Origin of the sequence: Nocardia niigatensis NBRC 100131 (assembly GCF_000308655.1) — a bacterium.
Lineage (GTDB): Bacteria > Actinomycetota > Actinomycetes > Mycobacteriales > Mycobacteriaceae > Nocardia > Nocardia niigatensis.
In genome coordinates this window covers 100935-122570 of the sequence record NZ_BAGC01000110.1, presented here as the reverse complement: position 1 = coordinate 122570, position 21636 = coordinate 100935, and the positions used below count along the sequence as shown (strand labels likewise).

Sequence of the window (21636 nt, the reverse complement as noted above, 5' to 3'; positions counted from 1 at the left end):
CGATCGGGTCGGCGGGTGGCCGACTTGGGCGGTACAGCAAGGTTAATCTATATTAAAATAATCACACCTTCCATTGGTGGGTGCCGCTACCGCTCGGCACCTCCCGGCGGGGTCGGGCCGTGGGGCCTCGGGTGCCACTTCCGAATCGCGTTCGGGAGAGGCACCCGGGGCGTCGAGGGGTTATGACCCGGATGCAACCAGATCCTGCTGAGCGGGAAGCTCATCCGCCGGTTCGAGGTCGAGTCCCTGTCCTTCGATGTCGATATTCGGCAGTACGCGCTGGAGTGCGCGCGGCATCCACCAGACGGCATCGCCGAAGATCGACATCAGGGCGGGCATCAGCAGCATGCGCACCACGAAGGCGTCGACGACGACGCCGACCGCCAATGCGAAGCCGAACTGCCGGATCATCGGGTCGTCGTTGAAGATGAAGCCCGCGAAGACGGCCGTCATGATGGCCGCGGCGGCGACTACGACTCGTGCGGCCTGTTCGAAACCGTGGGCGATGGCCTCGTTCCCGTGCCGTCCGTGTGCGTGGGCTTCCTTCATGGCGGATACCAGGAAGACCTCGTAGTCCATGGCGAGCCCGTACAGCAGGCCGGTGGCGACGATGGGCAGTACCGCCAGGATCGGCGAGGTGGCGTGGAATCCGAGGAGCGCCTGCCCCCAGCCCTGCTGGAAAACGGCGGTGGTGGCGCCGAACGCGGCGAGAATGCTCAGCACGAAGCCGAGGGTGGCCTTGATCGGGATGAGGATGGAGCGGAACACCAAGGCCAGCAAGAAGATCGACAACACCGCCACCACCGCCAGGTAGACGGGGAGTGCGTGGGCGAGGCGTGCCGACACGTCGATACCCAGTGCGGTGAATCCGGTAACGCCGATGTCCACGTGTCGTTCACTCGCGAAAGTCGGTGCCCCGCTGCGGATCTCGTGAACAAGTTGCTCAGTGGGCGAGTCCGTGGGCCCGCTGCTCGGCACTACGGAGAAGACGACGGTCCGGCCGTTGTCGCTCACAGCGCCGAGTGTCACCGACGTGACGCCGGGCAGCTGCGTCAGATCGCGATAGAGGGCAGCGATATCGGTGGTGGCGATCGGACCTTCCCGGTTTCCGGCGTCGGCGACAACGACGAGCGGCCCGTTGTACCCCGGACCGAAGCGGTTCTTCACGACTTCGTAACTCTCACGCTGTGCGGTCCCCTGGTTGTAGCTCGCACCCGAAGACAAGCCGAGGCTCATCTGCGTGGCCGGAAACGCGAGCAGCCCGGCAATGACCAGCGCGGCCGTCGCCGCGAGGAATCGGTGCCTGCTCACCATGCCTACCCAGGTGGTCGCGACCTTGCGCACCCGCCGCGAGGGTATATCGGCGGCCCGCCTGAAGGCAGCCCGCTGGCGCGCTCTGGGCGAGCAGATTCGCTCGCCGGTGAGGCCGAGCAGCGCGGGCAGCAGCGTCACCGCGGCCAGGACGGCGATCACGACCGTCGCCGTGGCGGCGATACCCATGGTCATGATCAGGTGGATCCGGACGATGGCGAGCGCGGTCAGTGCGATGGCGACCGTGCTGCCCGCGAATACCACTGCGGTGCCCGAGGTCCCGAGCGCGCGACCCACGGCTTCCTCGGCGCTCGCGTCATGGTCGAGAATGTAGCGGCGCTGCCTGTTGACGATGAACAGTGCGTAATCGATGCCGACGGCCAGGCCGATCATGAGCCCGAGGACCGCACTGAGCGAATGCAGCGAGACCAGATGCGACACCACCAGAGCGCCACCGACTCCTACGCCGACACCGGTCAACGCGGTCACCAGCGGTAGCCCGGCCGCGATCACCGATCCCAGGGTCACCAGCAGCACGAGTGCGGCGATCGCGACACCCGCCACCTCACCCGCGCCCACGATGGCGGGCACCTGGACCATCGATGCCGACGGCAGCACGGCGATGTCGTGGCCGGCGGTGACGTGTTTCGCCGCCTCCACTGTGTTATCGATGGTGTCGGTGGGGAGTTCGAAAGTCTGCTTGTCGAACTGGAATTGGAGAACGGCGCTGGTCTTGTCCGGGGAGATGATTACGCCCGGCACCGCCTGTCCGTTGATGGTCAGCGGGGTCGCGGCGGCCTGACCCGATGAAGCTCCGGAGAGCGTGGTCGCTCCGGCGGCGCGAATGGTGGGACTGTTCATCCCCTTCGCGGCTTGCTGCTTCAGTACCGCGCGGGCGTCGATGACATGGTCACTGGTGTACACCTTGTCGACTGCAGCAAGCAGCGTGCTGAGGTTGTCCCCGGAGTCGATCCGTGAACCGTTCTCGGTCTCGAAGGCGATGATGCCCTGGCCACCTGCCATCAGCGGCATTTTCTCGGCAAGGTCGTCGATGAGGTTCTGGGCGGGCGTGCCGTCGATCCGCGCCTCGCTGCTCAGCTGGGTTGGGTAGACGGCGAGCAGGCCGATGATCGTCGCCAGAACTACGGCCCAGGGCGCGATGAAGTGCCAAGGTCGCCGATAGGCGGTTTTTCCGATGTGATACAGCAGGCTCGACATTGCGTGATTCCTCTCGGCGCACCCGGCGGCGGCCACAACGGTCCTGCCACGTAGGCAACTGATAGTCAACTATCAAAACGGTAGTGAGCTATCATTTTGGCTGGCAAGGTACGCTCGGTCACAGCCCGGGTATCGGTGAATCGACTGAAGGAGCGAAGTCTGCGTGGCGACGAAACCGCTTCGGACGGACGCCTTCACGAGCATCTCCCGGATCATCGATGCGGCCCGGCGTCTGTTCGCCACTGAGGGCGGCTCGACGACCCTTGCTCACATCGCACGCGAAGCGGGCGTCGGCGTGGCGACGTTGTACCGGCACTTCCCCAACCGCGAGGCGTTGGCCCGTGCCGTCTACGAACGGATCCTCACGACCGAGATTCAACCGGTACTGGCCGAGTTCGACGCGGAAGGCCGGCCTCGAGAGGCCCTGCTCGATGTGGCCGAACACGTGGCCGACATCATGCACCGCGAGCGCGGGCTCGTCACCTCGGTCGGCAACCTCACCGAGGTCACCGCGGAATTCCTGGCGCAGAGCGGGGAGATCTTCGGGGCTGCCGTCGCGCGGGCTCAGGCTGCGGGAAACCTGCGTCCGGACATCGAACCGCAGGATGTTCCGTACCTCGTCTCGATGATCATCACCGCTCTCGGCGCCGTCGAGCTCGAAAAGCCTGCGCGACGGCGGTACTTGAGTCTCCTGCTGGATGCGCTGAACCCCGCGCAGGCCACGCCACTTCCGCCGTTGTAGCCGGCCGTACCGCCATCGCCGACATGGGAACGGTCACGGCTGGACGTCTGGCGCGTTTTGACACCGGCTGGGTGTCGGCTGTGAATGTGCGGCAATCCGCGACCGCGATGGCGGGCCCGCTGGAAGTGAGACCCGTGGCTTCTTTGTTGACGTAAGAAATTAATCTAGATTCAATTAGCGTCCGAAGGACCTTGCCGAATAGGAGTGATCAATGACGTTGCTCGGCCAACGGATTGTCGCGGACGACCCGGCCGCGCGTGCGGTCGAGGTGGAGAGTCACCCGCTCGGTCGTCCTGAGCGCCGATTCGGAATCAGACAGACTGGTCACAGTTCCGGGCAGGTCTTGGCCGAACAGCAGTTGGCAGAAGGCATGCCCGGGTTGCTGCCCATCGGCTGGCTGGGGCCGCTCGCTGATTTCGTCGTCGGCCGCGCGGTGCAGTCGGTGCTCGTGCCGGAGGTCGGAATTCGGACGCTGTCATTGCAGCTGAGCGTGGGAGAGCGAGGCCTGCGCGGGGAAGGTCGGGTGACAGCCGAGGCCGAGGTGCTCGACATCGGGGCGGACACGGTGCTCGCCGCAGGTCGCGTCCTATCACCGGCGGGCAAGCTGGTCACGCACGTCACCGGCAGATTCGCGGTGGTGCCCGCCGTGGGCGACGAGGTTGCGGCCGAAAGCGTGGACCGCTTTATGCCTCGAGGGAAATCTCTGACGACCTTCCTCGCCGTCGAAGTGAAGGATCGCGTGCCCGGAAGGTCTGTTCTGACGCTGCACCCGGAGCCGTGGATGTCAAACCCATTCGGAATCGTTCACGGAGGCATCTTGGTGTCGCTGGCGGACCTCGCGCTGCTCGACGCAGCGACGGCCGCTGCCGGGCCTGTGCGGACCCTCGGCCTCGATGTCACATTCCATCGGCCGGCATCCATCGGCGACGTTCCTCTCTCCGCGGTTGCGGTCGTGGACCGCGTGGGCGGGAGAGTGGCTGCCCTCAATGTCCATCTCTATCAGTCCGATCCGAATCGTCCTGCGGTTACTGCGACTTGCACGATGTTGCGTGCGAACGATTCCGATGTGGTTACCGACCACAACACCGTGCCTTCGATGCGGCATTGAGGCTGAACGCATTTGGTCGACTGGGTTTGTCGTCACGCGTCAGTGTCGCTGCGCACGGCAGGTCGCCGGCTCGGTGGGAACTCCGGCTCGTCGTAACAGCAGCGTTGCCGGGCACCACCCGACTGCGCTGTAGAACACCAGGTTCGCGCCGACCATGACGATCTCGAATCGGTTGTCGCACAGTTCACCAGGCTGGAAGGCAATGGCTCGTGAGACGTACGCGGATGGTCGGCGAGATCGTTGTCTCACCGGCCATCCGTCGAGGGCTCGCCCGCGCTAGGCCAGGACGGACAGGGCGATAAGTATCCCCAGCACGCCCGCGATGTAGGCCTCGAACCAGACTCGCAGGCGGCGCGGGGCAGTGCGGATGTCCATGAAGTGCAGGCCGATGAGGCGGATCTTGAAGAAGGACACCGCCAGCAGCAGGATGGTGACCGCGGATTCGGAGCGATTGCCGAATTCGGTTCCGGTTAGCCAAGACACCGGCCGCGATCGTGAAGGCCACTGCCCAGGTCACCAGGCTGATCCGGCACCGTCAGGTCGACATACCGGACTCCCGTTATCGATTCGGGGCGCGGCCGCCGTCGTGGGCATGATCTCCTGCGCGGCTGCTCCGATGCTGCCTCCGCGCCCGAAGCCCTCGATGGTAACGCCGATCGGAGCGTCCCGGGTGGCCGCTGAGAACGCCGGTCGGTTCTGCTCACCCGAAGGCCGCACAGCGGCATAGAACTGCGCTTGCTCTGTTGGGAGAGTTTGGTGGGGTTCACAGCGCCGTGACCTCGATCGGCTTGGCGAACTCGCAATCCACGAGACGACCCGTGCCCAGGCAAAGTGAGGAGAGCGAGTTGTGGCGGCGCAACCTCAGGCAGCTCATGTTCTTTTTCTTTGCGGAGATCGCCGTCAAGATGTCTCCAGCGAACGCTCGCATTCGCAGTACGTGAGCTATGCGCTCTGATTAGCTTGCAGTGAGCGAGCTCTCGCTACTGGCAAGGCATGGAAGGCACACCGACGAAAGGATCCAACATGCAGGTGATCGGGCTCAGCGACGGCAGCGCGATCGTCTTGGCTCGTGTCGTGGATTCTGGCGCACCACAACCGATCCCCGACGAGGGCACCTTGTCACTTCCGGTCGAAGCCGTGACCTGGATCAGCGACGCGGTCGCCGCAGGTGTCACCTTCGATGTTCTCAAGGCTGCAGCGCTCGGGCTAGTCACCCGCGGTTGGACACCGGCGCCCGGCGACTCGGCCGCGAGCGCGGAGACAGTAACCGACACTGTCATTCGATACCTGCGAGACTGCGGGTACACCGACGTCCAGATCGCGGAGATCCGCAAGGTCGACCACCAGGGCTGGAAGCTGTCGGGTAAGGCAAGCGGCTACACCTTCAGCGGGCTGGCCGATGAGAGCGGCGACGTGATCCATGTCCGGATCCAGTGACACCGCGCCGACACCAGAGACGTTGCGAGACGTCCAGATCTGGCTCAACTACCTTGACCGGATCAGCCCCCAGCAACCGGCGACGGTCATAGCGGAAACCGACCGGGCCCTACCGCTGCTTGCGTCCTGGCAAAGTTGCGATGCGTATGCTTGGGCACTTGCACTGCGGGCCAAAGCATTTCGGTTTCTGGATGACCTCGCCGCGGTCTTGAGTACGGCAAACTCTGGCCTGACGGCACTGGGCGAGCATGGGGGCGTGATCTCGGCCCACCTTCATCTCGAGGCCGGCATGGCGCTCAATCAGTTCGATCGGCAACCCGAGGCTGCCGAACATCTTCGCGCAGCCGACCGTGCTTTCGAGGCCGCAAACGATCCGGGCGGGCGCGCGTGGGCGTTGGTTTCGCTGGCCGAATCGCATTCGGGTAGTGGCTACCCCGAGGATCCCGAGCCGGTACTGACGTTGGCAAAACATCTAGCTGAATCCGTCGGTGACGAACCAGCGATCCGGCGGGCGTGGAAGCAGCTGTCCGTTGTGTACCGCCACCGCGGCGAGATCCTCAATGCTCTCGACGCGATACAACACGCGCTCGACGGGGCCCCAGACGGCCATCCTCGCGCCAACTACCTGCTCGAATGGGGCCACCTGCTGGCATGGACCGCCGACTATGCAGCTGCCGACGAGGCATACGAGGACGCGGCGGCCGCATACGCTGAGCACGGCGACGTGCTCGGTATCGCGAATACCGAGCGAGCGCTCGCCATCAACGCGCTGTTGCTGGGCCGAAACACCGAAGGACGTCGACGGCTCGATCGAGCAGTCTCGAACTATCGCGAGATCGACAGTGCCCCCGGTTTGGGCTACACGCTACGCGAGCGAGCGATGTTGCGGCTCACCGAACATGACACCGCGGGTGCGCTCACCGACGTGGAAGAGGCGCTGCGCAGTTTCCGAGCCTCGCCGGACACGCTCGGGCTGGCCGGAGCGCTGCGTGCAGCCGCACGCATTCGCTCGGTTCTCGGGGATATGTCTGGTGCCCGTGACGCGCTCAGTCAGGCCCGCACGATTACATCGGCGGGATCCAATCCGCTCGCCGAAGCCAACATTCTTCTGCTGGAAGCGGAAATCGAGGACACGCCAGACAAGCGCTTGGCGGCGGCCGCTGCAGCGGCAAACCTATACCGTCGCATGAGAATCGCGACTGGGGAAGCCCACGCGCTATCCATGACCGCCCGTGCAGCTGCCGACCGCTCGGACACGATACTGGTGGTGAGCGCCATGCGACAGTCGATCGACGCCCTTCGGCGGGCACGGAGGCAGGTGATCGATCCGGGCCGCCGCGCCGATCATGATTTCGCGCTGCGCGACGTCGCGACCACACTGCTTTCCGTCGCAAACGTCGTGCGCCGGCCAGAAACTACTCGGATGGCCGCCGACCTGCTGATCGATGCGACGCCGCTGGGTCTGCGAAACACCCTGCAGTCAGGCCATCTCAGTAGTCGAGTCACCGATTTTCTCGACCGGGTTCGTGATCTTCCTCTGCGCAGCCGAACCGACCCGCACTCTCAACGCCATCTCCTTCAGCAACTCAATGTCTGAGGTGCCGGAACTTCTTCGGACAGCGACCCAAAGTAGAATTGGGTAACTGAACGGAGTTGTTTGTGGCACAGAGGAAGTCGCGTCAGTTCAGCCCGGAGTTCCGGGAAACGGCGGCACGTGAGGTGGTCGAGAAGTCTCGGCCGGTTGCCGATGTCGCGCGCGATTGCGGGGTGACCGATCAGACGATCCGGAACTGGGTGAAACAGTTCCAGCGCACGAACTCGGCAGCGGACACCGGTTTGTCGATGCCGGAACGCGCCCGGTTGAAGGAATTGGAGCGTCGGGTCCGGGAACTGGAAGAGGAGAACCGCTTCCTGGGAAAATCGGTGGCCTTCTTCGCGAAGAAGCACCGGTAACGGCCAAATACGCGTTCATCGCGTCCGAAGAAGGCAATCATTCCGTGGTCGACATGTGCCGGTGGGCGGAGGTGTCCCGCTCGGGTTTCTACGATTGGCGCGGTCGTGAACCGTCAGCCACGGCGCAGTGGCGGGAAGTCCTCGAAACCGAGATCCGGTTCTGCTTCGACCATTCCGACCGCACCTACGGCTACCGCCGCGTCCACGCCCAGCTCGCCCGGTGGGGCACCGTGGTCGATCCGGACACCGTGCGCAAGATCATGCGTGAGCTGGGGTTGGTGCCGTGCCAACCCCGCCCGTTCCGGCCGGTCACCACCATCGCCGGTGACGCCGCCGACCTGCCCGACCTGCTGGCGCGCGACTTCACCGCCGACGCGCCGGCACGCAAACTCGTCGGCGACATCACCTACATTCGCACCTGGGAAGGATGGCTGTATCTGGCCACCGTGCTCGACTGCTATTCGAAGAAAGTCGTCGGTTACGCCATGGCCGACCACATGCGCACCGAATTGGTGACCGACGCACTGCGCATGGCCGCCCGGAACCTGCCCATCGCCGCCGGGAGAACAATCTTCCACAGCGACCGCGGCAGCCAGTATCTTTCCGCTGAATTCGCGGCAGTGGCGAAAGAACTCGGCATCCAAAGGTCGGTAGGCCGCACAGGAACCTGCTACGACAACGCCTGGGCGGAATCGTTCAACGGAACCCTGAAGAACGAACGAGTGAACCGCACCCAATACCCGACCCGCGAACACGCCCGACGCGACATCACCCGCTATATCGAGTTGCGGTACAACCAGATTCGGCTTCACTCCGGAATTGACTACCACACACCGAACGAAGTAGAGTCCGCCTGGTTCCAGGCGAATCAGGCAGCTTGAGATAACCAAAACCTCGCTGTCCGAAAACTTTCCGGCCCCTCAGTCCAACTTGCGGTGCTCGACCCGTCCGAAGCACCCTGCACGATCGGTTTCGACGACTTGGCCGAGGCCCACCCCACCGATGCGGTTGTCATTTACGGGGCGCCGACTCGCGACAGCCAGCTGCCCCTGGCCTACCGAATCCCCGGCGGAGAGACCACCGTCGAGTTGGTTCCTCTCAACGAGACTCACATCGATCAAATCGACGCGCTCGGCTATGCCATCACCTCCGATCGCGCCGATGTCCTCTGGAATCCGCAGATGCGTTCGTGGCAAACCGATCTGACTGATGTTCTGTTGCCGGTCGACGTGCAGCGATGGATGCTCCGACAGCACGTTCCGGCACTGTCGGTCGTCCTCCCGCCGATTCTGGCCCACATTCCCTTCGAGGCGGTGATGCTCGCCGGGGTTCCGGTAGGCATCCGTGCGGCGGTAACTCGACTCCCGATCCCGACCACCGCCCGCAGACAACCCGACCTGCAGACCGTCGTCGCCTACCTCGATCCGGCCTTGTCGTGGAATCCCGAGCGTGCCGCCCTCACTGAGTGGACGCACTATGCGAGCGAGATACGCAGAAGCCTAGGACCAAACCAGCTGTTGCTCATCAGCTGTCACGGTGAATCGACCCAACGTGCGGAGGGCGCGCTCGTTGCCAGCGACGGGACTCGTGTGGTCGACGCCATCGATCTGCTGTCCCACCCACTCGACGGCACAGTCGCAGTGCTGGAGGCATGCTTCGCGGGCCGCTATATGGGGCCGCGATCTGGTGAGTTGCTCAACCTAGCCACCGTCTGCCTTCTGGGCGGAGCCACGACTGCCATCGCCGGGCTTTTCGCCCTCCCCGCCGACGACGCGTGTACTGGCACCATAGTGGCCACGGCACTACACGAACTCGGTGCCGGCGTCTCGCCTGCAGAAGCGATGCGGCGGGCCCGCTTGCAGTACGACCGATCACGCCCGGAACGTGTATCCATCCCAGGCGCGATCGGGACCTCGATGCCGAGCGATGCGCCCTGGGCGTGGGCGGGGTTGTGTGTCTTCGAGCGTTGAACCGCCTTGTTTGGATCGCTGGAGTTGAGTCGCATCCACCGCCGACCACGCGGGCTTGCATCAGATCGGTACCGCCGTCGTACCCGACGACGGTCAGGCCTCGTATTCGATGTTCTTGTAACCGTGCCGATTCGAGACAGAACTCAGGAAGTTCGTGTCTTGATCGACAAACCTGATCTCGAAAGCCTTGCCCGGCAACGCTTTCGAGCGAGAATTGACGGCCTATCGTCTGTCGTCCCATCTTGCAACGCCCCCACTGCTAGATGGTCGCGTGGCGTTTTTGGTATTGGCGGCAGCACGGAAAGCGGCAGCCACATTGTCCACAAGACTGATGTGAAACTCGTTCGGTCCAATTTTCCATCCGTAACTTGCTAGATAGGCCCGAGCGGGCTCAACCTCCCCCCCGAGGCACGCTTGATCGACATACTCCACGACCCGCAGTTCACCGGCCAGGCGGCGGGCGACATTCTGCCAGTCCAGTCGTAAGTCACCGCCGGCTATTACCGAAAGGCCGTTGTCGCGCAACATTATTAGCATTTGGCGAGCCGCTATGCTATCAACCTGAGAATGTGCTCGCGGCAACCATGCTTCACGGCAGATACGGTCAAGAACGAGCACTTTCGCGGCAGCTATGGACTCGACGCTTCCTCGAGTCATCAACATCGTGAAACCGGCCAAGTCGGCATGCAACTCGCTGACAACAGCAAGGACCCGCCTACGACGAGTCTGAACCGTCTCATCGTAGGCGACCGGCCCCGACAGGTGGCCCCATTCATGGGCTAGAAAAGCTAGTTCGCGGTGAGACTGGATGTCGAGGTAGTCGCTGCCTTCGATTCCCAGCAGCTCTAGGGCAGGGACCACACGATCAGTGAACAGGCTCACGAGTTTATCGACGAATACGACTCCGAATCCCTGGTACTCAAGAGGTTGTTCTAATGCAAGTAGCTCTGGAAATAGCACTGCGCCTTGACCGCGTAGGAATCCGTGCGAAGCATTGGCGACGTTCCCGAAGACGAGCTGTGATCTCCATGCGGCCGACGGAAACCACGTTGGAAAGAAGACCTGGCGAGCTGAGAATAGGATTCCTTCCAGCCCGTAGTGGCCGGGCCATGGTCCACCTGGGACAGTCATTCGAGCGACGAATAGGTTCATTGCCGACGAGTCGCCAACGCTGAAATGGACTCGAAACTCATCCGCGACATTATCGGATCGCAAGTTTACCAACGGCTGATGTGCACTTCGATCGAAATCGCGCATCGTCATGCCTGCATGGTGGCGATACTGCGCGGGTGCGCTACTCAGCATCTTCCTTGTTCTGGAATTGATGCACAATTGCATGGAGTCCTCATTGTCCGCGTTAATCGCGTTGATGAGTTCAAGTTCCCAGTCTATCCCCAAGGTGTACTACCTCGCAAAACAACGGATTGCGTCCGCTACCATTCGCAATTCTCTGCCGTCGACGGTGTCGCACCGCAAACGTGGTCCGAGCTCCAGCTGAAGCGCCGATATCGCGCGGGGCTCCTTTCGGTTTATCATTCCGGCAATTCCGCTTCCGCCGCTATAAGGATGATCGACTGCTACTTTGAAGCTCGAGGCAAGAGTTTCGGCTATTGCGACTACATTGCTAGCATGGGGCATTCCTGCCGCCCCTATATTAATGTCAATCTCATGTCGAGCATGTAGCCCGTGTACGTCGATAACGAGGGACATGCTGTCGGTCGACAGCATGAGCTGCAGTACATCCAGGAATGGGTCGCGTGATGCAGCGTTCTCGTTTTCGATCCGCGGACTCAGCGATGTCAGTACGTTGGCGCCGAGCAGCTCCGCTATCGTCTCGGCAAACGCGCCGGTCCAGAACTCCGCCAACTTCTCTCGCCCGTTCCGACATTGGGTGACACTGTGCGGAGCCGTCAGCAAAATGGGGCTCTCGGTGCGGCGAAGCAGCGTTGCGCCTGTAGTAGATGCTCCACGTAGTTCACCGAGCCGGTACTTTGCATCGAAAAGATGATACAACCGCACGATCTCCGAATCATCCACTGCGTTTTACCCACTCCCGGTGGTCGCCAAAGCAAAGCTGGATTGCATCACTGTAGATTGCGCTCGCATGCATGAAGAATTCGGGCTTCTGTTGGCTGAAATGTTCAAGCGTGACGGCGCTGTTGACTTCGAGAACCATTATCAGATTTGCAACCTCGATGATATCGACCGACGCAAATCGGAGACCTAGCGCTCGCATAGTCTGCCGGGCTAGAGTAACCATCGGCGCGACTGTTTCCAAAACAATGGTCTCGGCCTGGGCTCCAAGCCGTAGATTATGTCTCCATTCCAGCTCGCCAGCGTGGTTGATTGGTTGTCGAACTTTTTGGTAGGCAAGTAGAGCATGATCGTCCAACATGACGATCCGATGCTCATGCTGAATATTCAGATACGGTGACAGTGCGAGTGCTCGATGCCTCGTCGAGAGGCTGGTCAAAATTGCAGTCAATTCATGCTGGGTGGTGGCACGCTCAACATCAATACCGCCACTGTCCGAATACGGTTTGAGGACCACAGGTAGCCCTATATCGGAAATTACTGCGTCTACCCAGTCGGACTCGGATATCGCCTTGAACCGGAATAGATCATGCCTTACAGCAGGCAGTCCATAATCGTCTAGGACGGCGAAGCTCGCAACCTTGTCGTTGGCGATATTGGCCGCCGCCGCGTCGTTCACCGGAAAGGTGTACCCCGTGAGGTACTTCGTTGTTTCGGCTCGACGTAGCCGGGCGACCCAATAGTCTGAAAGCCAATCGAGTTCGATTCCCTGATCCTCGGCTGCCTCGCCGATCTGCTTGACAAACGAAGGTCGGAGGTCGTGGCCGAACCGAGGTAACGACGATACCATTGTTGATTCCCACCCTTGAGTTAATTCCGTGCAATTGGCGGATCGCAACTCTGCTGTTTGCGGACGTTCGCCAACTTTCTTGCATTACTTGAATCCCTCGGATCGATAGAAAAACTCTCGTCAGAGTAAACTTCGCTCAAGCTGATCGGTAGCGGCACAATACTTGGATCGCTCGCAAGAAATTCCGACCCAGATCAGTTCGTGACGCTGTCTCAGCACGTGCCGCGGTCGGCCTGCCCGTAGCGGGTGCTGGCCTGCTGATAGACGGGCGGGCGGGACCCGTTGTAGTGGCATGTCAAGGCCGGCGGACATGGCAGCACAACGAAGGCGGCCGTCTGACACGACCGGATTAGATGACACCATATACACCCTCGCCCAGGATCCGGCGCTGCCGATCAATCGGTGTCCGGCTGGTGGAAATCCTACCGGCGGCACGTCACCTCTCCGAGCGAGTTCCTAGATGTCGTTCGTCGCGTATTTCGGAGCGTCGCCCGTGGCAGAGCGGTGGTGGCGCTCTGCATGCACTGTCGACGGGCACAGCTCCGCCTGTCCCGCTCGCCGCGGGAACGCGGTCACCCGTTCCTGACGGCTCGTCGTGTCGACGGCCGATCGGTTGATCGAGGGGCGGTGGATACTGCATCCGGCCGCGCGATGCTGCGCGCGTGAGGCGAGGATCCGGGCTCGTCGGTGGTGAGACGGGTGGCCGTAGCACAGGTACAACCGGATCCGTAGGCGCGCCCAATTCCATCGCTCGGCAGGTTTCCAGTTTCGGTGACATCGGCAGAACCTGACCCAGCTCACTCAAATCTACTTCGACTGTCAATGGCCATCTGGTGGTCCCCGTTTTTGGCCAGGTAAAAGTCCCCACCCCGTTGCGGGGTGGGGTGGTCAGTTCAGGGTCGTTCACCTCGCTTGGTGCGGTTTCTCATGCGGTAGGAATCGCCGTCGGTGATGACGACGGTGGCGTGGTGCAGTAGTCGGTCGAGGATGCTGGCGGCGGTGGTGTGTTCGGGCAGGAACCGGCCCCATTGTTCGAAGGGCCAGTGGGAGGCGACGGCCAGTGAGCGTCGTTCGTAGGCGGCCGCGACCAGGCGGAACAGTAGTTGGGTGCCGGTGTCGTCCAAGGGGGCGAACCCGATTTCGTCGAGGATCAGCAGGTCCGCGCGTAGCAGCGTGTCGATGACCTTGCCGACGGTGTTGTCGGCCAGGCCGCGGTAGAGGACCTCGATCAGGTCGGAGGCGGTGAAGTAGCGGACCTTGAGCCCGGCGGTGACCGCGGCGTGGCCGAGCCCGATCAGGGTGTGGCTCTTGCCCGTTCCCGGTGGCCCGATCAACGCCAGATTCTGTTGCGCGCGAACCCATTCCAGATTCGCCATGTAGTCGAAGGTGGCTTGCGGGATCGACGAGGCCGCGACGTCGAAGCCCTCGAGGGTCTTGGTGATCGGGAACGCGGCGATCTTGAGCCGGTTGCGGGCGTTGGAGGCGTCGCGTGCCGCGAGTTCGGCGTCGAGCAGGGTGCGCAGCACCTCTTCCGGGGTCCAGCGCTGGGTCTTCGCGACGGCCAGGACCTCGGGCGCGGTGCGGCGGATCGCGGCGAGCTTGAGCCGCCGCAACCCGGCGTCGAGATCGGCGGCGAGTTCCGGGATCGGCTTGGGTGCAGTCGTTTTCGATCGAGTCGTGGTCACGAAGCACTCCCGTCCTGGGTGATTTTGTAGGCGTCCAGCGATCGGGTCGGCGCGGTCGGCAGGTCCAGGACCAGCGCGTCCCCGGCCGGGCGGGGCTGCGGGGTGCCGGTGCCGGCGGCCAGGATCGAGCGGACGTCGGCGGCGCGGAAGCGTTTGAACGCCACCGCCCGCCGCAACGCGGCGACCAGCGCCGCCTCGCCATGGGCGGCGCCGAGAGCGAGCAGGATCTCCAACTCCGAGCCCAGGCGGGTGTTGCCGATGGCGGCAGCTCCGACCAGGAAAGCCTCGGCATCCTCACCGAGCGCGCAGAATTGGTGTTCGACAGTGGTTTTCGGGCGCGGTCCGCGGTTGGGGGCCGGGCGCGGGCCGTCGTAGTGGGCGTCGAGGATCGACGCCTCACCCGGGGCGACGAGTTCGTGTTCGGCCACGATCACCCCGGTCGCGGGCTCGAGCACCAGCAGCGCGCCGTGATCGAGGACAATGTTCACGACCGTGCCGATCAGCCGCATCGGGACCGAATAGCGCGCCGATCCGTAACGGACGCAGGCCAGCCGGTCGACCTTGCGTGTCACCGCCGGACCGATCTCGAGACGCAGAGACGGCAACGGCGCCAACAACTCTCGCTCGGTTTCCAATTGTTGATCGGGGACCGCGCAGATCTCCGAATGCATGGCCGAATTCACCTCCGCGCACCAGGTTTTCGCCGCCGCGTTGGCCTCGCGCAGGCTCACCGCCTGCCCGGTCATCGCGGCTTCGGTCAGCAACGGGACCGCCAGATCGGACTGGGCATACCCGCACAAGTTCTCCACCAGGCCCTTCGACTGCGGATCCGCGGCCCGGCACCAATCCGGCCGGAACCCGTAATGCGTTGCGAACCTGACGTATTCGGGGGTCGGGACGACGACGTCGGCGACCACACCGCCTTTCAAACACCCCATCCGATCAGCGAGCACCTTCGCCGGGACACCACCGATCGCAGCCAAGGCTTCGGCGATCAACGCCAGCGTGGTGGACTGCTTCTGATCGGGCGCGAACGCGGCGAACCGCCACCGCGAGAACGCCAGCACCGCGCAGAACAGCTGCAGGCCGGGCGCCGCCTAGGCCCAGTCGATCACCAGATACTCACCCGGCGACCACACCGCCGGACGCCGACCACGATGATTATCCTTGCGCCACAAAGCTTTCTGCTCGGCCACCAAGCGGCGGAAGTTCCGCGGCGAACCCTCGTAACCGGCGGCGCGGACGATCGGCAACAACCGCTTCGCCGAGATCCGGCCCTGGGATTTCTTCACGCGTTCGGCGACCAACTCGGTCACCTGATCGAAATTCCGTGGCCGAGCCGCTCGTTCGGGCCGGGAATCACCGGCCTCGGCGCGCTCGATCACACGTTTCACCGTCTTGGGCGTGGTGCCGCACAACTCGGCGGCCCCACGATAGCTTCCGACCTCTCGATAGGCGGAAATGATGTCCATTCGCTCCCTCGCAGACTTCAATGGAACTCCCTGGGCAGTGACGGATGACAGTTGGCGCTATCACCGTCACCGCCCAGGCCACGAGCTCCGGGCATGACACGACGAGCAAGAGAGTGGGGACTTTTACCTGGCCGCCAGCGGGGACCTACAAATGGCCACCAGCGGGGACTTTCTCATGGCCACGGACAACCGTAGCGTCGCGCGACGACCGCCGGTTCCGTCGACGACGAAATCAAGGCGGCAGCATCGAAACCGGCCGCAGGGTCGACCGAGTTGACGTTCAGCCCCATCGGGATGGCCTCGGTGGTGCGACCAGCCGATGCTTCCCGGAACAGACCGTGGATTGCGGTAGCGTCGAGGTGTTCAACAAGATCAACGGGGGAAGTGCGTGTACCGATCGGGTCGTTGTCGATATCTGTCAAGGCTTTTCGCGGCGACAGGGATCGCCACAGTCGCAGTGCTCGCAGTCGGCGGCTGCGGATCACCTGCCTCGGTTTCCGTCTCCTCGACCACAGCTCCGACCACGACCGATCCAGCGACCAACCGCGACTTCGACGATCTCGGGGTAGGAGCCTACCGCGGTTGCGGCACCGTCCAGGTCGGCTACGGGCCGCGAGGCATCGCCGTCGATGCGGGACTGCACCGCGCCTACGTCGTCACCCAAGACCCTGCTACCCCGCCGTATCCGGTCAGTGTGACGGTGCTCGACACTCGGACACACGCAGCCATCACGACGATCCCGGTGAACGACGTGTTCGTGCGCGAAACCCAGCCGCTGGTCATCGATCCTGTGACCCATCTCGTCTACCTGCTCAGCGTCGGAGCACGCGGCACGCTCGCGGTCATCGACCCTGCCACCGACTCGGTCAACGCCTACATCCCGGTCGGAGACCACAGCGATCCCAGCGCCGTGGCCCTCGACTCCGACCGCCACCGCCTCTATGTCGCAGAATCTGCAGGTGTGGCAGGCGACTGCCGGCGAGCTCGACCGACATCTCAAGGGGTTGGTTGCGATGGGAATGCGTCGTAAGGCCAAGCAGCACAAGATAATTCTGCGAGCGATGATGCAGATCGCCGTCCGGCACGGTGCTGTCGATACCAATCCCGTGGACGGAGTGAGCCCGTTCACCCAGCGCAGCACCCGCGCCCGTGGCAAGGCTGGAGACCAGGATGCACTGCCGGGCTTCAGGGCTCAGGTGCGTGCCTGGGCGTCCGGGGAGGCTGTTCCCGGCACGCCGGCATACACCTCCGGCCCGCCGCGCGACTGGTCGGTGGTATGGGTTACCGACCTGATCTGCGGCACCGGGCTGCGGCCGCACGAGGTCTTCGCCGTCCTGCTGGAGGATATCGATCTCGATGCCACGATCCCCTACGTCGACGTCACCGGGACGCTGGTAGAGGTGAAGAGGGCCAGCACCGGCGGGTGGATGCGCCAGCCATTCCCGAAGTCGACGAACGGGTGGCGGCGGATGCTGCTGCCGGAACACTCCGCGCAAGCCTGCCGTGAGGCGCTGAAAGATCTTGAGGTCACCGGGCAGCCGAACACCCACCGGGGTCCTGTTTCCCGCACGCAACGGTTCCCTTCGCAACCCTAACAACTTCGGGCGCAGCTGGCGCGCCGCCCGCGGGGAGAACTACTCCTGGGTCACTCCGAGGAAGTTCCGGCGTGGGGTCGGCACGGCAGTCGACAATGCCTACAGTGATCCCGAGCGTGCCGCGCGACAACTCGGCAACACCAAAGCGGTGGCCAAGGCCCACTACATCGACATCCCCGAAACAGCGCCGGACAATCGCGAGGTTCTCGCGAGCGGTGGGCGCGGGGAGATCGGCCGAAAATGTGAGATTTCTGTGAGATCCGGCCGATTTCGATCGAGTTCGGTGGCAGAAAAAATCCCCTCCGACCCTGGTCGGAGGGGATTTCTTGGTCGGGCTGACAGGATTTGAACCTGCGACCACTTGACCCCCAGTCAAGTGCGCTACCAAGCTGCGCCACAGCCCGTTGCATTCGCTCTCGCTCGTGCTCGATGAGATTACCCCAGGACCCCCCTGGATATACAAATCGGCTGGTACTCGGCGTGTGGTGGCCACTTGGCAGGGGGTTGGGTGGCCACGGGTCGAGAGTGTGGCGCTCGGGTTGGGCACGTCGCGTGGTCCTGTCGTGCTGGATGGTCTCGGCGTCCGGGGTGACTGATCGAGGGGGTTGCCTGAGGGTGTGGTGGTGGATATGTCGTCGGCGAGCCGATGGGATGCGTTCGTGAACGATGTCGGTTCCGTGTGCCGGAAAGGTCGTCGTGGAGCCGCTCGGCTTGCGATTCGGACGCGCCTCCCTCACCGCGCCGCGACATGGGATCGCAATAAGTTTCGACATACGTACAAAATCGTTTGTGCGGCAGCGAAATACAGCGGAGAGCCCATCGTCTTCCGCCCTCGCGACCGCCCGTGGCTCGGGTAGGTTGCCTAGCCTGTGCTGCCAATGATTTCAGGGGCAATTGGACGATTGACAAGTCAAGATCGTTCGAACTACTGTTCAGTACGATGACCCGCGCCGCTCGAAAACCCCTGGTACACATGCCTCATTCGGTTGGCATGGTCAGGTAGCGTGGCAGTCTTCAGCATCGTTGCTGAGCAATTGTTGCACTGATCCTGGCGGCACAGCTGGGTCGGTTTACCTGGTCTGAACCATCTCCTCGGCCAGGGTCCCTGTGGATCGACATCGCGGATGCGGCCGGCGCACTGGCGAATTCGCGGGGGCGGCTGGATTCGCGCGGTGTGGTCCTCGGTCGCGATCGCGTCGAGGTGCTCGAATTGCTGGCGACTCTGGCCGAATCGGGAACCCGCGCCGGTGTCGTGACGGGCACCGTCGGCGCGGGAACGACGGCCTTTCTGTTCACCGGGCAGGGCGCGCAGCGGATCGGCATGGGATCCGGGCCGTACGAGGCCTTCCCGGTGGTCGCCACCGAACTGGACGCGGTGTGCGCCCATTTCGATCCGTTGCTGGAGTGCTCGCTCCGCGACGTCATGTTCAGCGGCTCCGCCGATGGCGGCGCCCCGGTGCTGGATCGGACCGAGTTCACCCAGCCCGCCCTGTTCGCCTTCGAGGTGGCGCTGTACCGCCTGCTGGAGTCGTTCGGCGTCACCCCGGACGTGGTGATCGGTCATTCGATCGGCGAGATCGCGGCAGCGTATGTCGCGGGTCTGTGGTCGCTCGGGGACGCCTGCCGGTTGGTAGCGGCGCGCGGCCGTCTCATGGGCGCGCTGCCCGAGGTCGTCGCCGACTACCCGGGCCGCATCGGTCGCCGCAGTGAATGCGCCGCGGGCCCTGGTGATCTCGGGCGACGAGGACGCGGTACCGTGCGGACGGGCTCGGGCAGGGTGCGGGGAGAGCGTCAGGGTTGTTCTGGCGCAGGGGAATCCGTGGGCGTGCGGCGGTAGGGGGCGGCTACGTCGGGGCGGAGGGGGAGGCGGCCGGAGGAGTCGGGGCGGAGGGGGTCGGAGGAGCCGCGGCGGCGGAGGGCTTCGGTGGCCTCGGGTTCGTTGTTGGCGGTGAGGCGGTGGACGGCGCGTTCGAGGATCGGGAGGACCTGGGAGATCTCGAGGGTGCCGTCGGCGCATTGGCCGAGGAGGGAGAAGGTCATGTTGGAGAGGATGACGGCGATGTCCTCGAGATAGCGGGGACTGGCGCCGGCGAGGACGGCGGCGGCGATCGGGAGCACGGCGTCGAGGCCGTGGTTGTCGAGCCGCTGGTTCGCCGGTCCGGTGCGGGCGCGGTGATAGGCCTCGAGCATGATCGGGTGGCGTTCCCACGGGTCGAAGACGTGGCGGATGACGCGGATCAGCCCGTCGTGGATGGACTCGCCGGGAGGTGGGATCTCCATCGGGACATAGGTGTTCTCTTCCATCCACGCCTCGATGGCGGAGACCAGCAGCTCGTCGCGGGTGGGGAAGAGCTTGTAGATCGTGGTCAGGGAGACGTGGGCGCGGCGCGCGACTTCGCGCAGCTGGACGGCGTCATAGCCGTCGGACTCGAGCAGAGTGCGAACCTCGAGGAGAATCCTCGCTCTCAATGCCTCTTCCGTCTCCTTTGCCATGCAGTTACAGTAACGCCGTTACTTGAGTAACCAGGTTACTCAACCGCAGCCGTACGAACCTTTCAAGGTGTCACATGCCAGATATCTCGCGCCGCTCCCTGCTAGCCGGAGCGGCCGCTACCGCTGCTCTGCTCGCGACCGCACCGGTCGCCCGCGCAGGAATCGCCGCCCGGGTCAACAGAGTGGAACTCACCCGGGAGGACCATCGGGTCGTCGTCATCGGCTCGGGTTTCGGCGGCGGAGTTACCGCGTTGCGGCTGGCCGAAGCGGGTGTCGACGTGCTGCTGCTGGAGCGCGGCGTGCGCTGGCCCACCGGCCCGAACGCGCAGACCTTCCCGCACGCCGGCTCGCCGGACAAGCGCATCCTGTGGCATCGCTCGAGTCCCGAATTGTTCGGCAAGCCGGTGGCTTTCGACAAATACACCGGACTCGTCGAAGCCGTGGCGGGCCAGAACATGACCGCTCTGTGCGCGGCCGGGCTGGGCGGCGGATCGCTTGTCTACCAAGGCATGTCGCTGCAGCCGACCGAGGCGGTCTTCAGCCGCCACTTCCCGGACGGACTCGGCTGGGAAACCTTGAATTCCGTCTACTATCCCCGGGTCGCCCGCATGCTGGGACTGGCCGTGGCGCCGGACGAGCTGATCAACACGCCGAACTACACCGCCGCACGGGTTTTCGCCGACCACGTCCGTCAGGCCGGTCTCCCGCTGTCGAAGATCCCGATGCCCATCGACTGGAACTTCGCGCTCGCGGAACTCCGCGGCGAGATGGCCCCCTCCTACACCAATGGCGACGGCGCCATGGGTGTCAACAATGGCGGCAAGCACTCGGTCGACGTCACCTATATCGCCGCCGCCGAGGCCACCGGCCGCGTCACCGTCGAGACCCTGCACGAGGTCACCGATATCGAGCGGGCCGCGGACGGCCGCTGGGTCGTGCACGTGAACCGCACCGACACCGCGGGCACCGTGCTGGAGAACAAGATCCTCACCACCAATGCCCTGGTCATGGCCGCGGGCAGCCTGAATACCACCCGTCTGCTGGTGCGCGCCAAGGCGAAGGGCCAGATCCCCGATCTGCCGGACGAACTCGGCCGCGGCTGGGGTACCAATGCCGACCGCATCTACGTGTGGTCCGCTCCCACCGAGGAATTCGGTCCCGCCCAGGGCGGTCCGGTCGTCTACGGCAGCCTGAACTGGGATGACCCGGACAACGCGCACACCGTCATCCAGGCGTCCATGCCGCCGCTGTCGATGGACGCGCACAGCACCATGATGGTCGGCTACGGCCTCAGCACCGGCCGCGGCGAGTTCCGCTACGACTCGGCGACCGATGCCGCGACCCTCTACTGGCCCGCCGACGGCGATGCCGCGATCCAGGACAACCACATCGGTCCCGCCGTGCAGCGCATCGCCGGACCGTCCAGCGTCCTGCTCGACACCAACCTCGCCTTCCCGTCCACCTGGCATCCGCTGGGCGGCGCGAGCATGGGTTCGGTGTGCGACCTGGACGGCCGCGTGCTCGGCCAGCCCGGCCTGTATGTCATCGACGGCGCGCTCATGCCGGGCAACACCGCGGCATGCAACCCGTCGATGACCATCGCCGCCCTCGCCGAGCGCGCCCTGGACCGCTTGGTGGCCACCGACGTGGGGCATACGATCTGAGGTCGGACCGACCTGTCGGCTGAGCTGACGTGCCGGCCTGACGTGCGGTCGCATCCCGAGAGGATCGATGACAATGCCCGTCCGGCCCGGTGCTCGGCGGTTCG

General features: G+C 64.0%; 18 protein-coding genes, 1 tRNA gene and 1 pseudogene. 10 read left to right on the top strand and 10 right to left on the bottom strand.

From position 1 onward, the window contains the following. Positions 1 to 180 precede the first annotated feature (180 nt). The gene (locus ON33_RS34070; RefSeq protein WP_040863250.1) at positions 181 to 2529 is read right to left on the bottom strand and encodes an MMPL family transporter; all 2349 of its coding nucleotides are present in this window, start codon (positions 2527 to 2529) and stop codon (positions 181 to 183) included. Positions 2530 to 2692: 163 nt separating this feature from the next. On the opposite strand from ON33_RS34070, the gene ON33_RS34065 reads away from it, so the two are divergent. Both ON33_RS34065 and ON33_RS38835 read left to right on the top strand, forming a co-directional pair. After that, the gene (locus tag ON33_RS34065) at positions 2693 to 3271 is read left to right on the top strand and encodes a TetR/AcrR family transcriptional regulator (RefSeq protein ID WP_040863249.1); all 579 of its coding nucleotides are present in this window, start codon (positions 2693 to 2695) and stop codon (positions 3269 to 3271) included. A gap of 211 nt (positions 3272 to 3482) precedes the next feature. After that, positions 3483 to 4379, top strand: coding sequence for a PaaI family thioesterase (locus ON33_RS38835; protein WP_051153315.1), 897 nt, complete (start codon positions 3483 to 3485; stop codon positions 4377 to 4379). A 276-nt stretch (positions 4380 to 4655) separates the two neighbouring features. Here the strand turns inward: ON33_RS38835 and ON33_RS34055 are convergent, their stop codons facing one another. Both ON33_RS34055 and ON33_RS42000 read right to left on the bottom strand, forming a co-directional pair. Beyond that, positions 4656 to 4862: a cytochrome C oxidase subunit IV family protein gene (locus ON33_RS34055; protein ID WP_051153314.1), complete on the bottom strand. Its 207-nt coding sequence runs from the start codon at positions 4860 to 4862 to the stop codon at positions 4656 to 4658. 280 nt (positions 4863 to 5142) lie between these two features. Continuing rightward, positions 5143 to 5283, bottom strand: coding sequence for a hypothetical protein (locus ON33_RS42000; protein ID WP_157184874.1), 141 nt, complete (start codon positions 5281 to 5283; stop codon positions 5143 to 5145). Between the two features lie 119 nt (positions 5284 to 5402). Here ON33_RS42000 and ON33_RS34050 point away from each other — a divergent pair, with 119 nt between their 5' ends. The 4 genes from ON33_RS34050 to ON33_RS34030 all read left to right on the top strand — a co-directional run bounded on the left by ON33_RS34050 (position 5403) and on the right by ON33_RS34030 (position 9739). Next, entirely contained in the window at positions 5403 to 5816 is a 414-nt protein-coding gene (locus ON33_RS34050) for a hypothetical protein (protein ID WP_040863247.1), read from the top strand. Next, entirely contained in the window at positions 5800 to 7413 is a 1614-nt protein-coding gene (locus ON33_RS34045) for an ATP-binding protein (RefSeq protein WP_157184873.1), read from the top strand. The genes ON33_RS34050 and ON33_RS34045 overlap by 17 nt, the downstream gene beginning before the upstream one ends. 62 nt (positions 7414 to 7475) lie before the next feature. Then, positions 7476 to 8650, top strand: a protein-coding gene (locus ON33_RS34035; RefSeq protein WP_085996885.1) for an IS3 family transposase whose coding sequence is annotated in 2 segments (ribosomal slippage) — positions 7476 to 7731 and positions 7731 to 8650 — 1176 coding nt in all. Because the reading frame shifts where the segments join, the coding sequence is not laid out codon by codon here. Between the two features lie 54 nt (positions 8651 to 8704). Next, entirely contained in the window at positions 8705 to 9739 is a 1035-nt protein-coding gene (locus ON33_RS34030; RefSeq protein WP_040863245.1) for a CHAT domain-containing protein, read from the top strand. Positions 9740 to 9961: 222 nt separating this feature from the next. Here the strand turns inward: ON33_RS34030 and ON33_RS41995 are convergent, their stop codons facing one another. From ON33_RS41995 to ON33_RS41990, 5 genes and pseudogenes are all read right to left on the bottom strand, one after another. Then, entirely contained in the window at positions 9962 to 11002 is a 1041-nt protein-coding gene (locus tag ON33_RS41995; protein WP_157184872.1) for a hypothetical protein, read from the bottom strand. A 766-nt stretch (positions 11003 to 11768) separates the two neighbouring features. Further along, positions 11769 to 12452: an ATP-grasp domain-containing protein gene (locus ON33_RS40285; protein ID WP_169336870.1), complete on the bottom strand. Its 684-nt coding sequence runs from the start codon at positions 12450 to 12452 to the stop codon at positions 11769 to 11771. A 1064-nt stretch (positions 12453 to 13516) separates the two neighbouring features. After that, positions 13517 to 14308, bottom strand: a complete 792-nt coding sequence (gene istB / locus ON33_RS34025) for an IS21-like element helper ATPase IstB (protein WP_040863244.1) — start codon at positions 14306 to 14308, stop codon at positions 13517 to 13519. After that, positions 14305 to 15801, bottom strand: a pseudogene (gene istA, locus ON33_RS34020) (IS21 family transposase). Before istA ends, istB begins: the two are co-directional and overlap by 4 nt. Before the next feature lie 152 nt (positions 15802 to 15953). Then, the gene (locus ON33_RS41990; RefSeq protein ID WP_157184871.1) at positions 15954 to 16202 is read right to left on the bottom strand and encodes a hypothetical protein; all 249 of its coding nucleotides are present in this window, start codon (positions 16200 to 16202) and stop codon (positions 15954 to 15956) included. A gap of 35 nt (positions 16203 to 16237) precedes the next feature. Between ON33_RS41990 and ON33_RS38830 the strand changes: the two genes are divergently transcribed. Continuing rightward, the gene (locus ON33_RS38830) at positions 16238 to 16810 is read left to right on the top strand and encodes a YncE family protein (RefSeq protein ID WP_051153313.1); all 573 of its coding nucleotides are present in this window, start codon (positions 16238 to 16240) and stop codon (positions 16808 to 16810) included. Next, positions 16722 to 17375, top strand: a complete 654-nt coding sequence (locus ON33_RS34010) for a site-specific integrase (RefSeq protein ID WP_169336869.1) — start codon at positions 16722 to 16724, stop codon at positions 17373 to 17375. Before ON33_RS38830 ends, ON33_RS34010 begins: the two co-directional genes overlap by 89 nt. A 327-nt stretch (positions 17376 to 17702) precedes the next feature. Here the strand turns inward: ON33_RS34010 and ON33_RS34005 are convergent. Continuing rightward, positions 17703 to 17779: transfer RNA gene (locus ON33_RS34005), tRNA-Pro, on the bottom strand. 770 nt (positions 17780 to 18549) lie between these two features. Here ON33_RS34005 and ON33_RS42960 point away from each other — a divergent pair. Then, positions 18550 to 19212, top strand: coding sequence for an acyltransferase domain-containing protein (locus tag ON33_RS42960; RefSeq protein ID WP_040863242.1), 663 nt, complete (start codon positions 18550 to 18552; stop codon positions 19210 to 19212). Here ON33_RS42960 and ON33_RS33995 read toward each other — a convergent pair. Beyond that, positions 19167 to 19868 (bottom strand): TetR/AcrR family transcriptional regulator, encoded by a 702-nt coding sequence (locus tag ON33_RS33995; protein WP_063711131.1) that lies wholly within the window; start codon positions 19866 to 19868, stop codon positions 19167 to 19169. The two genes, ON33_RS42960 and ON33_RS33995, sit on opposite strands and share 46 nt — an antisense overlap. A 74-nt stretch (positions 19869 to 19942) precedes the next feature. On the opposite strand from ON33_RS33995, the gene ON33_RS33990 reads away from it, so the two are divergent. Further along, positions 19943 to 21532, top strand: coding sequence for a GMC oxidoreductase (locus ON33_RS33990; RefSeq protein WP_083869504.1), 1590 nt, complete (start codon positions 19943 to 19945; stop codon positions 21530 to 21532). Positions 21533 to 21636 lie beyond the last annotated feature (104 nt).

What these genes read in the sequence shown, in the direction of transcription:
- ON33_RS34070 (WP_040863250.1), bottom strand. Translation starts at nt 2,529, where the DNA reads ATGTCGAGCCTGCTGTATCACATCGGAAAAACCGCCTATCGGCGACCT.
- ON33_RS38835 (WP_051153315.1), top strand. Translation starts at nt 3,483, where the DNA reads ATGACGTTGCTCGGCCAACGGATTGTCGCGGACGACCCGGCCGCGCGT.
- ON33_RS34050 (WP_040863247.1), top strand. Translation starts at nt 5,403, where the DNA reads ATGCAGGTGATCGGGCTCAGCGACGGCAGCGCGATCGTCTTGGCTCGT.
- ON33_RS34045 (WP_157184873.1), top strand. Translation starts at nt 5,800, where the DNA reads ATGTCCGGATCCAGTGACACCGCGCCGACACCAGAGACGTTGCGAGAC.
- ON33_RS41995 (WP_157184872.1), bottom strand. Translation starts at nt 11,002, where the DNA reads ATGACGATGCGCGATTTCGATCGAAGTGCACATCAGCCGTTGGTAAAC.
- ON33_RS34010 (WP_169336869.1), top strand. Translation starts at nt 16,722, where the DNA reads ATGTCGCAGAATCTGCAGGTGTGGCAGGCGACTGCCGGCGAGCTCGAC.
- ON33_RS33995 (WP_063711131.1), bottom strand. Translation starts at nt 19,868, where the DNA reads ATGGCAAAGGAGACGGAAGAGGCATTGAGAGCGAGGATTCTCCTCGAG.
- ON33_RS33990 (WP_083869504.1), top strand. Translation starts at nt 19,943, where the DNA reads ATGCCAGATATCTCGCGCCGCTCCCTGCTAGCCGGAGCGGCCGCTACC.